Annotated in this window: 16 protein-coding genes and 1 pseudogene; 11 read left to right on the forward strand and 6 right to left on the reverse strand. The window is 68.2% G+C overall.

All coding sequences use genetic code 11. The features are described from left to right. Window positions 1-68 precede the first annotated feature (68 nt). Window positions 69-1,058, forward strand: a complete 990-nt coding sequence (locus NTM_RS21515; RefSeq protein ID WP_104861013.1) for an NAD-dependent epimerase/dehydratase family protein — start codon at window positions 69-71, stop codon at window positions 1,056-1,058. Here the strand turns inward: NTM_RS21515 and NTM_RS21520 are convergent. Next, entirely contained in the window at window positions 1,055-1,687 is a 633-nt protein-coding gene (locus NTM_RS21520) for a TetR/AcrR family transcriptional regulator (protein ID WP_232079804.1), read from the reverse strand. The genes NTM_RS21515 and NTM_RS21520 overlap by 4 nt on opposite strands. A 95-nt stretch (window positions 1,688-1,782) precedes the next feature. Further along, complete coding sequence (locus NTM_RS21525; RefSeq protein ID WP_163767679.1) at window positions 1,783-2,610, reverse strand: peptidoglycan recognition protein family protein; 828 nt, start codon at window positions 2,608-2,610, stop codon at window positions 1,783-1,785. A 64-nt stretch (window positions 2,611-2,674) separates the two neighbouring features. Here NTM_RS21525 and NTM_RS21530 point away from each other — a divergent pair, with 64 nt between their 5' ends. Further along, window positions 2,675-3,157 (forward strand): SRPBCC family protein, encoded by a 483-nt coding sequence (locus tag NTM_RS21530; protein WP_104861010.1) that lies wholly within the window; start codon window positions 2,675-2,677, stop codon window positions 3,155-3,157. Between the two features lie 10 nt (window positions 3,158-3,167). Here NTM_RS21530 and NTM_RS21535 read toward each other — a convergent pair whose 3' ends face one another. After that, window positions 3,168-3,416 carry a DUF8129 domain-containing protein gene (locus NTM_RS21535; RefSeq protein WP_163767681.1) on the reverse strand — a complete coding sequence of 83 codons (249 nt, stop codon included), beginning with the start codon at window positions 3,414-3,416 and terminating at the stop codon, window positions 3,168-3,170. A gap of 387 nt (window positions 3,417-3,803) precedes the next feature. On the opposite strand from NTM_RS21535, the gene NTM_RS21540 reads away from it, so the two are divergent. Further along, window positions 3,804-4,202, forward strand: coding sequence for a nuclear transport factor 2 family protein (locus NTM_RS21540; protein ID WP_163767684.1), 399 nt, complete (start codon window positions 3,804-3,806; stop codon window positions 4,200-4,202). 45 nt (window positions 4,203-4,247) lie between these two features. On the opposite strand, the gene NTM_RS21545 is transcribed toward NTM_RS21540, so the two are convergent. Beyond that, window positions 4,248-5,072, reverse strand: a complete 825-nt coding sequence (locus NTM_RS21545; protein ID WP_163767687.1) for an alpha/beta fold hydrolase — start codon at window positions 5,070-5,072, stop codon at window positions 4,248-4,250. A 37-nt stretch (window positions 5,073-5,109) separates the two neighbouring features. Next, window positions 5,110-6,276: pseudogene (locus NTM_RS29070) on the reverse strand (ankyrin repeat domain-containing protein). 169 nt (window positions 6,277-6,445) lie between these two features. Between NTM_RS29070 and NTM_RS21555 the strand changes: the two are divergent. Genes NTM_RS21555 through NTM_RS21575 form a run of 5 tightly spaced genes read left to right on the forward strand, consistent with a single transcriptional unit; the run spans window position 6,446 to window position 10,515 of the window. Further along, window positions 6,446-6,754: a hypothetical protein gene (locus NTM_RS21555; protein WP_083143219.1), complete on the forward strand. Its 309-nt coding sequence runs from the start codon at window positions 6,446-6,448 to the stop codon at window positions 6,752-6,754. Between the two features lie 15 nt (window positions 6,755-6,769). After that, window positions 6,770-7,582 carry a siderophore-interacting protein gene (locus NTM_RS21560; RefSeq protein WP_163767690.1) on the forward strand — a complete coding sequence of 271 codons (813 nt, stop codon included), beginning with the start codon at window positions 6,770-6,772 and terminating at the stop codon, window positions 7,580-7,582. A gap of 4 nt (window positions 7,583-7,586) precedes the next feature. Beyond that, a complete protein-coding gene (locus NTM_RS21565; RefSeq protein ID WP_179963970.1) occupies window positions 7,587-8,636 on the forward strand; it encodes a FecCD family ABC transporter permease in 1,050 nt (349 codons plus the stop codon). Beyond that, window positions 8,633-9,691: a FecCD family ABC transporter permease gene (locus tag NTM_RS21570; RefSeq protein ID WP_104861513.1), complete on the forward strand. Its 1,059-nt coding sequence runs from the start codon at window positions 8,633-8,635 to the stop codon at window positions 9,689-9,691. The genes NTM_RS21565 and NTM_RS21570 overlap by 4 nt, the downstream gene beginning before the upstream one ends. Window positions 9,692-9,708: 17 nt before the next feature. Continuing rightward, window positions 9,709-10,515, forward strand: a complete 807-nt coding sequence (locus NTM_RS21575) for an ABC transporter ATP-binding protein (protein WP_104861512.1) — start codon at window positions 9,709-9,711, stop codon at window positions 10,513-10,515. Here the strand turns inward: NTM_RS21575 and NTM_RS21580 are convergent. Beyond that, window positions 10,499-11,443 (reverse strand): methionyl-tRNA formyltransferase, encoded by a 945-nt coding sequence (locus NTM_RS21580; protein WP_163767693.1) that lies wholly within the window; start codon window positions 11,441-11,443, stop codon window positions 10,499-10,501. The two genes, NTM_RS21575 and NTM_RS21580, sit on opposite strands and share 17 nt — an antisense overlap. Before the next feature lie 137 nt (window positions 11,444-11,580). Between NTM_RS21580 and NTM_RS21585 the strand changes: the two genes are divergently transcribed. Genes NTM_RS21585 through NTM_RS21595 form a run of 3 tightly spaced genes read left to right on the forward strand, consistent with a single transcriptional unit; the run spans window position 11,581 to window position 15,328 of the window. Next, window positions 11,581-11,829, forward strand: a complete 249-nt coding sequence (locus tag NTM_RS21585; RefSeq protein WP_104861510.1) for an MbtH family protein — start codon at window positions 11,581-11,583, stop codon at window positions 11,827-11,829. After that, entirely contained in the window at window positions 11,826-13,547 is a 1,722-nt protein-coding gene (locus tag NTM_RS21590; RefSeq protein ID WP_163767696.1) for an ABC transporter ATP-binding protein, read from the forward strand. Before NTM_RS21585 ends, NTM_RS21590 begins: the two co-directional genes overlap by 4 nt. Next, window positions 13,544-15,328 (forward strand): ABC transporter ATP-binding protein, encoded by a 1,785-nt coding sequence (locus NTM_RS21595; protein WP_163767698.1) that lies wholly within the window; start codon window positions 13,544-13,546, stop codon window positions 15,326-15,328. The genes NTM_RS21590 and NTM_RS21595 overlap by 4 nt, the downstream gene beginning before the upstream one ends. Window positions 15,329-15,348: the final 20 nt, after the last annotated feature.

The raw sequence follows: 15,348 nt of genomic DNA on the forward strand, positions 1-15,348 counted from the left end.
CCGGCTGACGCCGTGGTTAACGGCCGTCAACTGCGGGTAGCCTGCGACTCGGCATCTACGGAGGGCAGATGAAGGTACTGATCACCGGAGGTACGGGGTTCGTCGGCGCGTGGACGGCGAAGGCCGCCCAGGACGCCGGTCACGAGGTCCGGTTTCTTGTTCGCAACCCTGACCGGCTGACCACCAGCGCCGCCCAGATCGGCGCCGACATCAGCGACCACGTGATCGGCGACATCGCCGACAGCGAGACCACCGCTGCGGCCCTGGACGGCTGTGACGCGGTAATCCACTGCGCGGCAATGGTTTCCACCGACCCGAGTCGGGCGGACGAGATGCTGCACACCAATCTGGAGGGTGCGCGCAACATCCTCGGGGGCGCGGTACGGGCGGGGATCGATCCTGTCGTCCACGTGTCGAGCTTCACCGCGCTGTTCCGCCCCGACCTCGACGTGCTGCACGCCGACCTGCCGGTGGTGGGCGGCAGCGACGGCTACGGCAGGTCGAAGGCTGCCGTCGAGGCCTATGCGCGCGGACTGCAGGACGGCGGCGCACCGGTGAACATCACCTACCCGGGCATGGTGCTCGGGCCGCCGGCCGGTGACCAGTTCGGCGAAGCGGCCGACGGTGTCGAGGCGTCGGTGAAGATGCGCGGCGTTCCGGGCCGCGGCGCGGGCTGGGTGGTCATCGACGTCCGCGACCTCGCCGCGCTGCACGTGGCCCTGCTCGAGCCCGGCCGCGGTCCTCGCCGGTACATGGCGGGCGGGCAGCGGGTTTCGGTCTCGGAACTCGCGACGATGATCGGCACCGCCGCAGACCAGTCCATCCTGGTCTACCCCGTCCCCGATGTCGCGCTGCGCAGTGCGGGGCGACTGTTGGACGTAGTGGGCCCGTACCTGCCGTTCGAGACGCCGATCAACTCCGCGGCGATGCAGTACTACACCCAGATGCCCGAGTCCGATGACACCCCGAGCCAACGCGATTTCGGACTCACCTGGCGCGATCCCGCCGAGACGATCGCCGACACCCTCGAGGGTCTGCGGCAGGTGGGTCGGCTCTAACCGTCGGCGTGTGCCTGCCGGGTGAGGACACCGCGCAGCACCAGGTCGGCCAGCTGAGCCGCCGCGGCCTCCAGATCGGCCTCCCTGCGCACCACCACGGCGTACCACGCCGCGCCCGCGATCACGTCCATCACGGTGTCGGCGTCGACGCCCGCACGCACGGTCCCGTCGGTTTCACCGTGGCGCAGTTGCCCGGCCAACTGCCGCCGCGCCGCCGCCTCCAGCCTGTCGTCGATCAGCCTGCGCATCGCCGGTTCCAGTCGCAGATCATGTAGCAGGCCGGGAATCGCTTCCCGGGCAACAGGATCGGCGTACAGCATCAGCGCCCCGCGGCAGAGGCGGGTGATCTCCGAGGCCATGTCGTCCTCGCACGCAGAGGTCCCGGGATCGGGAAACGCGGCCTCGTGGATGAGGTGGGCCTTCGAACGCCAGCGCCGGTAGATCGCCGGTCTGCTGACCCTGGCCGTGGCAGCGATCAGGTCGATCGAGGTCGCCGAGTACCCGCGGGTGACGAGCAGTTTGCGGGTGGCCTCCAGGACGGCCTCGTCGATCGCCGGGTCGCGGCGGGAGCCGTGCCGCCGGCGAGCAGGGTCGCGCACCACGGAGAGGCCGGTGGTGTGGTTGATCAAGACCGTCCCCCGTCTGTCCCAGGATCGATACAGTGTCGCACAGTTAATTGTCGTTACAGTCAGTAATCGCCAATCGGCTGCGGAATCGACCTCGGTCATTCGGGCCGGTTGACCATGCGCAGCCGCAGTGCGTCCGCGGTGGCCGGACCCACGATGCCGTCCACCGCCAGTCCTGGTGTGCGACGCTGGAACTCACGGACCGCGGCCTCGGTCTGCGCACCGAACACCCCATCGATGCGAAGGTGACCCGCATACGCGGCGTAAGCCTGTTTCAGGCGCCGCTGCAGCTCGGCGACCTGCGGACCGGTCGACCCCCGAAACAGCAGCATGGCGCTGTGCTCACCATCCGGGACCACGCCGATCCGCACCGCGACGTCGCGTCGCAGCTCATCCATGTCGATGGCACCGGGGTCCCATTTGCCCTGGGCCCGGCCCGCGTACTCCCTGTGGCCGATGGTGCGCTCCGCGGGGTAGCCGAGACGCCGGCAGATCGCGGCGCAGGCGGCGACGAGCGCGTCGTACTGCGCATCGGGCCAGTTGCGCCGATGCGGCGCCGTCGGACTCGTCCCGGAGTTGGCGCATTCGATCCCGATTGTGTGCCAATTCCCCATGTTCGCGGGCAACCACGGATGCCTCCCGACGCCGGCATGCCAGGCGACACCGGCGGCCACGACCGTCACCGTCCCGTCGCGGGCGAGGTGCAGTTGCGACAGCGGGCCCGACAGGTCGGGCCGGCCGTCGGCGATGGACTCCGCGGTGGCGGTGTTCGACCCGGTGTGGTGCACCATGACGCCGCGGACGTCTTTGAACACCCCGTGCCCGCGGCGCCGCCAGCCCGGAAACTCGACGACGTCGATCCCCTCGGCGCGCAGAACCTCGGCCAGCCAGATCGGGTCGCCGCGCCACCCGCCGGACTTGGGCATGCGATCGCACCTCCTGGAAACCGGCCTCCGGTTTGTCCGGCGCCGGGAAGGGTAGCCGCTCCCCGTGACAGAACCTCATGAGATCACCAGCTCACCGATCGTGCGCCGGGAGACGAAGGCGTCCCGGCAGCGGGTCTGGGCGGTCTTGGCAGACGGCTGGACGTACTCCCAGTGGGTGGTGGGTAACAGTCGGATGCGCGCCGTGGACCCGGACTGGCCCGCCCCGGGAAGCACCATCCACCACTCCATCGGGGTGTGGCCGGCCCTCATCAACGACAGCACCGTCGTCGAGTCCTGCATCCCCGAACATGAGCTCGTCCTGGTCGCGAACGGTCGCCCGTTCGGCAAGGCCCGCATCACGTTGCGGCTGCACGACCTCGACGACGGCGGCTGCCTGATCGAGATGGCCGAGGTGCCTGCGTCGGCCCCGATGACATGGCTCCCCGACCGCATCGCGCTCGCCGGGGTGTTCCCGCGCAATCGCGAGACCACCTGGCGGCTGGCAGCGATCGCAGAACGCCGCACCGATGACGAGGCTTCTGTCTGACAGCGACGGCCTAGGAACGGTCCTCGGGACCGTCGACAGCCGGGGCACGGCTCGGGTCCCCCGGCGACGGTTCGGCACCCGACTGAAGTTCGCGCAGGCGGGCTTCGAGAATCTGCAGTACCGGCACCCGCGCCGCGTGGCCGGCCTCGTAGGTCAACACGGTGTTGAGCTGGTCCTCGTCGAGGGCCCGAAGCCGATGCTGCAGGTCGCCGAGCGTCAGTTGGTCGTAGTCGGTCACCGGCAGTTCAGGTTCGGTCATCGGTCCTCCTCGATGAGCCGCTCGTCGGTCGCGATCCGTGGGGCGTCAAACAGCATGACACACCAGTAGCCATCGCGGCGGGGACCAAAACCCGCGCGAGCTTGAGTGCGAGCGACGTCACCGCCGCGGTGAGCGCGACACACGGCCCGTCGAGCGGCTCAGCTGCTTGCACGACGTGCTCCCGGAAACCCTTATGCCAGCGCAGAGTTGGACCGGTCACCCGGCTGGGATTGCGAAGCGCCGATGGTGTCAAGGGCCACCACCGACACCCATCGCCGGCCCGACCTCGCGTATGTCGCACCTGCCCCTCGGCGGCGTCGCGAAGAGCGCTACCGTTCTCTACTGGCGGCGCGGCAGGACGCCGCGAGGCAGAAACGAGGTCCACCGATGCAGTCATTCCGGAAAGCCGTAGAGGCTCGCGACGAGGCTGGGATCGAGGCGCTGCTGTCCGACAACGTGGTCTTCACCAGCCCTGTCGCGTTCACCCCGTACGAGGGCAAGCCGATCACCGCGGCCATCCTGCGCGGGGTGATGCGGGTATTCGAGGACTTCCGCTATTTGCGTGAGATCAACGATGCGAACGGCTGCGATTCGGCCCTGATCTTCGAGGCGACCGTATCGGGCAAGAAGATCACCGGCTGCGACTTCATCCACGTTGACGAGGAAGGCCTGATCGACGATCTGATGGTGATGGTCCGCCCGCTGTCGGGAGCAAAGGCCGTCGCCGACGCGATGGGTGCACAGTTCGATCGCATCAAGCAGGAGGCCATCGAACGCAGCCGCTGACCGCCGCTACGGATCGTCGAGGTCCGCTGCCACCCCCGGCGGACGTCAGGAGCGCAGGAACTCCAGGATGTCGGCATTGACCACGTCGGCGTGCGTTGTCGGCATTCCGTGCGGGAATCCCTTGTAGGTCTTCAGGATTCCGTTCGGCAGCAGCTCTGCGGACCGTGGTCCGGCGGCCGCATAGGGCACGATCTGATCGTCGTCGCCGTGCATCACCAACACCGGCAACTGGATCTTCTTCAGATCCTCGGTGAAGTCGGTCTGCGAGAACGCGACGATCCCGTCGTAGTGCGCCTTCGCTGCACCCTGCATACCTTGGCGCCACCAGTTCGCGATGATTCCCTCGACCGGTTCGACGCCGTCGCGGTTGAACCCGTAGAACGGACCTTCGGGGAGCTCGCGAAAGAATCCGGCGCGGTTGGTCGCCACCAATTCCTGAAAACCGTCGAACACCGACTTCGGCAGGCCGCCCGGATTGCTCTCGGTCTGGACCATCAACGGCGGAACCGCAGCGATCAGCACCGCCTTGGCCGCGCGACCCTCACCGTGGCGCGACAGGTACCGCACCACCTCCCCACCTCCGGTGGAGTGTCCGATGTGCACGGCGTCACGGAGGTCGAGGTGCTCCACCACCGCGGCGAGATCGTCTGCGTAATGGTCCATGTCGTGTCCGTCGGCGACCTGACTGGACCGTCCGTGCCCTCTGCGGTCGTGAGCCACGACGCGGTACCCCTGCGCAAGAAAGAACATCAGCTGCGCGTCCCAGTCGTCGGACGACAGCGGCCAGCCGTGGCTGAAGACGAGCGGCTGTCCGGATCCCCAGTCCTTGTAGAAGATCTCGACGCCGTCTTTGGTGGTGATGGTGGGCATGGCCGGAGAGTACAACGAAACCGGCGCGGCGGCTGGCTCAACCGATCACGGATCGCAACAGATCGGCGGCTTCGGTCTGATACGCATGCTCGGCCCAACCCTGGGCTGTCGCTTTGAATCTCATATCGACAAGCGACGGGTCCGCGCCGCGGTCGAGCAACCGGCGGATCAGCTCGAGGTCGCCGTCCCACGCCGCGTGGTGCAACGGGGTTGCCCCCTGCTCATCGAAAGCGTTGACGTCATCGGGGATTCGTGGCAGCACCGGCGTGACCCCGGACGTGTCGACGCCGTTTCGGGCCAGCAGATCCAGACGCCGCACGAAGCCGTGTTCGGCCGCCCAGTCCACCTGCCGCCGCCACATCTGCGCCCTGGATTCCATGGCTTCGGCGAGCTTGCGCTCCCAGGGACTCGGTCCGGCGTCGGCCAGCCCGTGCGCGAACAGCAGCTCGAGATGAGAGTCGTCGGGGCGGAACATTCGGTTGTACAGCGCCTGGTGGTCGACGGGATGGGCGCCGCGGCGCAGCAGCAACTCAGCCAGCTTGTTCGCCGCCGGATGCCGAGGTTGCCGACGCGGCCCCAGCTAGCCCTCCCCCAACACTCCGGTGAGCGCGGTGAACGGCGTCGCCATGCCCCGCCACAGATAGCCGGCATTCGGGTCGGCGCCGGCGTCGAGCAGAACTGTTGCCGTAGCGCACATCTGATCGGTTGTTGATTCGCTCCGCGAGCGTCGCTCAATCGCGGCCCGCGTGTAGCACAGATAGAGCAGTGGCGGCCATCCGTAGGGGCCGCCCGTCGCATCCGCCGCGACACCACGATCGAGGTGACGCGCCAACGCTTCTGGATCGCCGGCGGCTGCGGCGGCCCATATGTGCGTGTCGGCCAGATCCGGCTCGTCCTGCAGGCTCTGCGCGGCCGACTCCCACCGTGGCGGCGCATCGCGGTCGGTGTACTGCAGCACGGCGAGCGCGCAGAACCGGTCCGCGTCGGCAAGCCGCGCCTCGGACACGGACGACGGGTCGACCGCGAGGTCGGCGACGAGATCCAGATACCGCACCAGTGCGGGCCATCCGGAGAACCCGTACTGCCGCGCGACCCGCAGTTGAGCGACGTGCAGCGGGAGCCGCTCGGTGGATGCCCGCTGAAGCGTGCGCGCTTCTTTCCGCAGGTGCTCCGACGAGGGATTATCGGGCAGGGTGCTGGCCATGACGGCCTCCTCTCGTATGCCCGGCGTCCGCGGATCGGGCCGAGAAGAGGTCGGCGGTGAGGATCGAGCACAGGGAGGCTGAGCCTCTTCGAGCGGACGTCGGGCGGTCCTGCGCGCCCGCGGTGAGTTTAACCCTGTTTCTCGCCCACACAGCGGTACGATCCCGATCGTGTGGACCGTTCGAGTGGTGGCGTCCGGCGGGTTGGCCCTGCTGACCCTGGGCCTGGCCGCCCTGCCTCAGTCCCAGGAAGCTTCGGCCGATGTGTGCGGCTCCGTCGGCGGACGGCACGTCTCGGTGAACGCGTGCGGCAACGTCGCCGACGCCATCGCCCCCTGGGTTCCGCCCCCTGCGGCGTACGCGCCGCTGCCGGAGGACTACGAAGCGGCTCCTCCTCCACCGCCTCCACCCCCGCCGCCACCGAATGTCAGCGTGTGCGCGAACGTCGGAAGAAGGATCTCCGTCAGCGGGTGTGTTTAGGCTAACCTCGCCCAGGTGTCGTTCTCGTATGCCTCTGTCGTCGAGACCACCCACCTCAGCCGCCGCCTGAAACGGATCGTGCTCGACGTCGAAGCGCCGGATGTGCTGAACGTCAGGGTCGCCGGTGATTCCGCGGTAGGGGTGTATTTCCAGGCAGATGACCATCCCGAGGGCGAGGGCCGGAACTATTCGGTGCGCCACCAGGTCGGGGCGCGGGTGACGCTAGACGTCGTGCTGCATTCTCGCGGCCCCGGGACCGACTGGGCCGCGGGTGCCGCAGCAGGCGACCGTGTCGTGCTCGACCACGCACGCTCGTGGTACCGGCCTCCGGCCGACAGCGACTGGCAGCTACTCGTCAGCGACCTCTCAGGTTTGCCCGCGACCGCGCGCATCGTCGAGGAGCTCCCCGCCGACACCACCGCGACGGTGATCGTCGAGGTCGCCGCACCGGAAGATCTCGACTATCTGCCCCGCCGTCCGAACGTCTGTGTCCACAGCAGCGTCGGCACCGGAAACGGTCACGCCCCAAGCACACTCCTGCGCGCGATTCGCGAGATCGACCTGCCGGCCGGCCGCGGCTACTGCTGGTTCGCCGGCGAGGCGGCCGAATCCAGGGCCGTGCGCAAGTACCTGCGCAGCCTCGGCTGGACGATCGACCAGTACGACATCACCGGCTACTGGCGGTTCGACTCGGAGACCTGGGACGCGCGGTTCACCGAGGTCGAAGACGACGTGCTCGCGGTCTACGAGAAGGCGCTGACCGAAGGCAAAGGCGACAAGCAGGCCTTCGAGGAGTTCGACGAGGCCTGCGAGCGGATGGGTCTCTGACTCGGTGACGACCCACACACCGCTCTCCCCGGCCCCCGAGGCATCGGCGCGGTATCCGACGCATGGCGGCAAGCTGATCGGGCTCGCCGCGGCGACCGGCCTGCTGGCCGTGGTGTGCATCGCCAGCCTCGCCGTCGGAACCGAGAATGTCTCGCTGGCCACGGTGTGGTCCGCGGTGACCGATTACCGCGACGTCGGCGAAGAGTGGATCGTGCACGAACTGCGTATCCCGCGAACAGTGCTCGGACTGCTGGTGGGCCTCGCGCTCGGATTGTCCGGAACCCTGATCCAGGCTGTCGGGCGTAATCCACTGGCCGACTCGGAGATCCTCGGGATCAATTCCGGCGCTTCACTGTTCGTGGTCAGCGCGATCGCGTTGCTCGGGCTCACCGGGATCTGGACCTACATCTGGTTCGCGTTCGCCGGCGCACTGTTCGCCATGGCCGTGGTGTACCTCGTCGGAATGTCCGGGCGAGCGGCCGTCACCCCGGTGCGGGTGCTTCTCGCCGGCGTCGCGGTCGGGGCGGTGCTGGAGGGGATCGGCTTCGCGATCCGCCTGCGGTATCCCCGCGCGTTCGACAACATGCGGTTCTGGGACGCCGGCGCGCTCGACGGCCGGCCGCTCGATGTGGCGCTGGCGATCGGGCCGTTCATCGCGGTGGGTGCGTTGCTGTGCCTGGCGGTGTCGCGGTCGCTGAACGTCACCTCGTTCGGGGACGACCTCGCGAAGAGCCTCGGCGGCAACGTGGTCCGCACCCAGCTGTTGAGCTTGGTCGCGGTCACCCTGCTGGCAGGTGCCGCGACGGCGGGCGCGGGCCCGATCGGGTTCGTCGGGCTGATGGTGCCGCACGCGGTACGTCGCTTCACCGGCCCGGATTGGCGGTGGATCCTCGGCTACGCGGTGGTGGTGTCGCCCGCGCTGCTGCTGGCGGCCGACATCGTCGGACGTGTCGTCATCCGGCCGTCCGAGCTGCCCGCAGGCATCGTCACCGCCTTCATCGGTGCGCCGGTGCTGGTGTGGCTCATCCGGCGCCGCGGAGCGGACCGCACATGACCACGCCCACGCCGATGGTGCGGTTCGGTCAGCGGCAGTGCGTTGTGCGCTTCGGCGGGGTGGCGGTGCGCGCTTCCTGGCGCGCGGTCGTCGTGGTGGCCGTGCTGACCGCTGCGGCCTTCGTCCTTGCCGTCCTGGCGATAGGTTTCGGCAAGTACCACGTCGCACCGGGAGACGTCCTCGGGGTACTCGCGGGCGTCAACACATCGTTCGACCGCGTGGTGGTCCTTGAGTGGCGGATGCCGCGGATGCTGATGGCACTGCTCGTCGGGGCGGCGTTCGGGGTGTCCGGGGCGATCTTCCAGGCGCTGACCCGAAACCCCCTGGGCAGCCCCGACATCATCGGGATCAATATCGGCGCGTATACCGGGGCCCTGGCGATCATGGCGACCGTCGGCGGCGGCTACTACGCCGTCGCGGGCGGTGCGCTGACCGGTGGGCTGGTGACCGCCGTCGTGGTGTACGCGTTGTCCTACCGCAACGGGACCGCCGGTTACCGGCTCATCGTGGTCGGTATCGCGGTCAGCGCGGTGCTGAACTCGGTCAACCAGTGGATCGTCATCAAACTCGACCACCACACGGCTGTCACCGCCGCGGTGTGGCAGCAGGGGTCACTGTCCGGAATGACGTGGTCGCAGGTGGTTCCGATGACGATCTGCCTGGTGGCGATGGCGGCCGCGCTGCTCGCACTGGGCCCGCAGTTGCCGGTCCTGCAGCTCGGCGACGACGCGGCGGGGGCCCTCGGTGTGCAACCCGACCGGGCGCGGCTGGGCTATCTTGTCGTCGGCGTCGGACTGGTCGCGCTGGCGTGCGCGGCCGCTGGACCGATCGCGTTCATCGCGCTGGCCGCACCGCAGCTCGCCCGTCGGTTGACCGCGAGTCCGGGTGTCGCCCTGGTACCCGCCGCGGCGATGGGGGCGGTGCTGCTGTTGGTCTGCGATGTCCTCGCCGCGAGGATGTTCGGCGACAACGCGATCCCTGTCGGTCCGGTGACGGTGTCACTGGGCGGCAGCTACCTCGTCTACCTGTTGATCACCCAGGCGCGCCGCCGCTGATGCACAGAGAGCAACCGATGCCCCCCACCCGCCTGCAGGCCTCCTCGTTGTCCATCGCTTATGACGAGACGACGATCGTCAAAGAGCTCTCCGTCGCCGTGGCGGACGGACGCATCACCGTGATCGTCGGCCCCAACGCGTGCGGGAAGTCGACACTGCTGCGCGGCTTGGCGCGGTTACTGAAACCTGCTGCCGGACAGGTGATTCTCGACGGCAGCGACATCGCCACACTCCACACGAAGGAAGTGGCGCGCCGGCTGGGGCTACTCCCCCAGACCTCGATCGCCCCGGAGGGCATCAGCGTCGCCGATCTGATCTCGCGTGGACGCTTCCCGCACCAGAAGCTGTTGCGGCAGTGGTCGACCGACGACCAGGCCGCGGTGGCCGAGGCCATGGCATGCACCGGGGTCACCGAGCTGGCGGGCCGGCTCGTCGACGAGCTGTCCGGCGGTCAGCGCCAACGTGTCTGGGTCGCGATGGTGCTGGCGCAGCAGACCCCGCTGCTGCTGCTCGACGAACCGACCACCTATCTCGACATCGCGCACCAGGTCGAGCTGCTCGACCTGTTCGCGATGCTCAACCGCGAACGCGGACACACCGTGGTCGCGGTACTCCACGACCTCAACCATGCCTGCCGCTACGCCGACGAGATCGTCGTGATGAAGTCAGGACACATTGTCGCCCAGGGAAATCCGGCTGACGTTGTCACCGCCGAGCTGATCGAGGGCGTGTACGGGCTGCGCTGTCAGATCATCGACGACCCCGAGACAGGTACTCCGTTGATCATCCCGCGCGCCTCGCCACATCTCACGGTTCGGCGGTGAGATAGCCGCCGCCGCGGCCGAAGAAGTCCATCGCGCGGTGATCGAGACCATCTGCGGTGCGCACGACGTCGAGCACCAGGCCGTGTGACCGACCCCGGTACGCATCGGCGCCGGCGACGATCACCATGCCGCCGCCTTCCTCGATGAACACGCGACCCGGGGTGCCGCCGTACCGACAGCGTGAGACGTGGGCAGAGATCAACCGCAGTTTCTCGCCACGGAAGTGGGTGTAGGCATTGGGATACGGGTCCGACAACGCCCGGATGAACCGCTCGATGTCGGCCGCGGGCCAGTTCCAGTCGACGACGCTGTCTCGGTCGGAACGCTTATGGAAGAACGTCCGCTTGGTCAGGTCCTGCGGCACCGGTCGCGCCGTCCCGTGCTCCAACCCGTCCAGCGCCTGCTCCAACACCTCGGGGACCAGATCGAGGGTGTCGTACACCAGGCTCGTCCCGGTGCTCTGCGGCGTGATCGCCACCGAACGCTGCACCAGGATCGCGCCGGTGTCGAGTTCGTCGTCCATCAGATGCGCGGTCAGTCCGGTGTGACTCGCCCCGCTGATCAACGACCAGATCACCGGTGAGAAACCGGTGAACTCCGGCAGCAGGGAATCGTGCAGGTTGACGGTGCCGAGACGGGGAATACTGAAGAGTTCCTGTGGAAGTCTTGTGCGCCAATTGTTGGCGACCATCACGTCGGGCGCCAAATTGACGATACGGTCGGCCAATTCGCGCGATGGCCGTTTGGCAAGGAACACCTCGATCCCCTCGGCGCGGGCATAGTCCTCGACCGAATCATCCCAAATCGACTCGTACACATGGTCACTCGCGGGATGGGTGACCACCAGACACACGTCGTGCCGGGACTTGACCAGCGCTTCCAGCGTCCGGTGTCCCCATGTCTGATAACCGAACATCACCACGCGCACAGCAACCTCCCAGGTAAAAAGCTAGCCCACTATGGTTAGCCTTTCCTTTGATAGCATGCCTTTCGGTCGTAGCGGTGCCCCAACATATCTCGCGGGCGTCGGCCGTGAACAGACCCGAAACCTCCGGGAGGAACGTTTTGTCCAGCAATCCTTTTGACGAGCAGGACGGCCGCTTTCTGGTGCTGGTGAACGACGAGGAGCAGTACTCACTGTGGCCGACGTTCGCCGGGATACCGTCTGGCTGGCAAACAGTTTTCGGCGGGCCCGACGGCACGGACCGGGACAGCGCGTTGAGCTACGTCGAACAGCATTGGACCGATATGCGTCCGCGCTCCTTGCGTGAGCAGATGGATCATTCTGGTGCCGATGCGATTTCGCCGAGTTGAGCGCGACAGTCTCTGACGACAGCGTCAACTGGACCGGCACCGGAGTCCTGCACCGTGCACTGACACGTAACCGGCGCCGCCTCGGTGCGGGCTCAACACTCATTGCTGCACACCAACTCTGCGAAGTATCGGTGCCGGTGCTGATCGGCGTGATTGTCGATCGCGCTGTTGCCACCGGATCGGTTCGGGCTATCCTGATCTGGATTGCTGCGCTCGCCGCGCTCTTCATCGTGCTGACCGTCGTGTATCGCTTCGGGGCACGAATGCTGATGGCAGCGATAGCGGCCGAAGGACACCTGCTGCGTGTCGAGCTGAGCCGCAAGATCCTGGACCCGCTCGGCATCGACACGAACTACAAAGCAGGTGAACTACTTTCCATTTCGTCGACGGATGCGGACGAAACCGCCTATCTGCTCGACTACGTCCCACGTCTGGTCGGCGCCGTGGTCGCGACGATCGCGTGCGGAGCCCTGTTGCTCACCATCGACCTGCCTTTGGGTCTGATGGTCCTGGTCGGGGTTCCCATCGTGATGGCCGCACTGCAGCTCACTGCTCCGCTGATCGCCGCGCGGGTGGAGCACCAGCAGGCCGAGATCGGCAGGGCCACCGCGCTCGCGACCGATCTGATCAGCGGGCACCGTCCGCTGCAGGGTATCGGCGCACAACATAACGCTGCCGCGCGATACCGGGTGGCCAGCCGCCGTTCGTTGAGCGCGACACTGCGCGCGGCGCGGCTGGAAAGCGCCCACGCCGGCGCCGCGGCCGCTGCCGGTGCCCTCGCGGCGATGGCCGTCGCGGTCGCCGCGGCGTACTTCGCGATGCACGGCGACCTCACGCTCGGAGAGCTGATCACCGTGATCGGCCTCGCGCAGTTCCTCGCCGAACCGTTCGAGGTTCTGGCGACCCTGCCGAGTTCGGTTGCCGAGGCTCGCGCCTCGGCCAATCGCGTCGCGACCGTGCTGGCCGCGCCCACGCGCCACAGCGCGGAACCTCCGGTCCCCGCCGGGGGGTCGGCACGCGGATCGCTGACGGTGCGCGACGCCACACATGCGGGCCTGGACAGTCTGTCCCTCGACGTCCGTCCCGGCGAGTTCGTGGCAGTGCTGGCCACCGACCCGCGCGACGCGACGGCGCTGATGGATCTGCTCTCCGGTACCCGACGCACCGAAGACACCGGCTCGGTGGTGGTCAACGGTCGCCGCATCGGGCAACTCGATTACGGCACCCGGCGGACCACGATGCTCGTCGAGCACCATCACGGCGACCTCTTCAGTGGATCCCTGATCGCCAACCTCGCAATCTCCGGAGCCGACGACGCGGCGGTACGCCGCGCACTCGAGGCGTCCTGCGCCCTCGACGTGGTGGCGCTCTACGAGGACGGACTCGACCATCCGGTGCTGGAGCGCGGCGCGAGCCTGTCAGGTGGGCAACGCCAGCGCTGGACGCTGGCGCGCGCGCTGGCCGCCGATCCCGACGTCCTCGTACTGCACGATCCGACCACCGCCGTCGACGCGGTCACCGAGCAGTCCATCGCCGACGGCATCCGCGGACTTCGCAGTGCCGCCGGGCGGACGACGGTCGTGTTGACCAGCAGCCCCGCTCTGCTGGCGGCCGCCGACCGTGTCGTGCTGATCAGCGCCGGACGGGTGGCAGGCGAAGGCACCCACCGCGACCTGGTCGACAGGCATTCGGGCTATCGCGAGTTGGTGACGCGATGACGATCAGCGAATCCGTCACGCCCCCGGTACTTCCCGTCGCGTCGATGCGGCGGACCTGGTCCTGGTTGACCACCGATCTGCGTAGCCGCCGCGCCCAGACCGCCCTGACCGTATCGGTCGGGTTGGCCGCCGCGGGCGCCGCTACCGTGCCCATCTACCTGCTCGGTTCGCTCGTCGACCGGGTGGAGGCGGGGAGCCCGGCCGACAGCCTGATCGGTCTCGCCGTCGTGATCGGCGTGGCCGCGGTGATCGGCGGTTTGGGCACCGGCCTGGCCCGGTACCTGATCACCCGGCTCGGCGAGCATGCGGTCGCCGATCTGCGTGAGGACGTCCTGCGCACGGCGTTGCATCTGCCGGCCACCACCGTCGAGGAGAGCGGCCGTGGGGATCTGCTCTCCCGCGTCGGTGCGGATGTCGCCGCGGTCGCCAAGGCGGTGTCGCAGGTGTTGCCGGACATGCTCAACGCGTTCTTTCTCGGCGTCGTGACGCTGATCGGCATGGCAAGCCTCGACTGGCGGCTCGGACTCGCGGGTGCCCTGTGCATCCCGGCCTACGCGGCCGGGCTGCGGTGGTATCTGCCCCGCTCGGCACCGGTGTATGCCCAGCAGCGCGTCGCGCTGGCGGACCGGGCTCAGGCGACCGTGGAGTCGATCCAGGGTTCCCGCACCATCAATGCCTACGAAGTCCACGCCGACCACCTCGCCGGGATCGAGCGGGCGTCGGGGCGCGCCCGCGATCTCGAGGTCGGGGTGTTCACGCTGTTCACCCGCCTGGTCGGCAGGGTGAACAGGGCCGAGTTCATCGGACTGTCAGCGACATTGGTCGTCGGCTTCCTACTCGTGCGCACCGACGCCGTGACCCTCGGGCAGGTCACCGCCGCCGCACTGATGTTCCACCGGCTGTTCAACCCGATCGGCATGATGATGTACAACTTCGACGAGATCCAGGCCGGTGCCGCGTGCCTGGCCCGTCTGGTCGGGGTCGTCGACCTGCGCCCGTCCGCCGAGCCCGAGCACATCGACGTCCCCGGGCTGACCCGCATCCCTGCCGACGCCGGCGTCGAAATCAGAAACGTGTCCTTCTCCTACGGCACGGGACCCGAAGTGCTGCACGATGTCTCGCTGTCGATCCCGGAGGGCACCCGATGCGCGCTGGTGGGTACCACCGGGGCGGGTAAGACCACGCTGGCGGCTGTGGTGGCAGGTCTGTATGCGCCCGACCGCGGGCAGAGTTACCTCGGCGGGGTTCCGGTCGCCGACATCCCCGAGGCCGAAGTGCGCCGCTGGGTCGCCACGGTGACCCAGGAGGTACACGTCTTCTCCGGTCCGCTGCTCGACGACCTGCGGCTGGCTGCGCCGGAGTCCGACCGCGAGCAGGTCTGGGCGGCACTGGAACGCGTCGGCGCACTCGACTGGGTGTCAGCGCTCGACGACGGCCTGGACACCCTGGTCGGCGAGCAGGGGGTGGCGCTGACGGCGGCACAGGCTCAGCACATCGCGCTCGCCCGGCTGGTACTCGCCGACCCGCGCGTCGTGGTGCTCGACGAGGCCACCGCCGAAGCCGGCAGTGCCAGCGCCGCCGAATTGGAACGGGCCGCACTGGCGGCGACCGCCGGGCGTACCACACTCGTGGTCGCCCACCGGCTGACGCAGGCCGCCACCGCCGACCAGATCGTGGTGATGGACGACGGTCGAATCATCGAGCGCGGCAACCATTCCGAGCTCGTCGAGCTCGGTGGACGGTACGCACGGCTCTGGGACGCCTGGAGCGCGCACAGCTGACGCGCACCCCTATACGAAAG

Origin of the sequence: Mycolicibacterium parafortuitum, assembly GCF_010725485.1 — a bacterium.
GTDB lineage: Bacteria > Actinomycetota > Actinomycetes > Mycobacteriales > Mycobacteriaceae > Mycobacterium.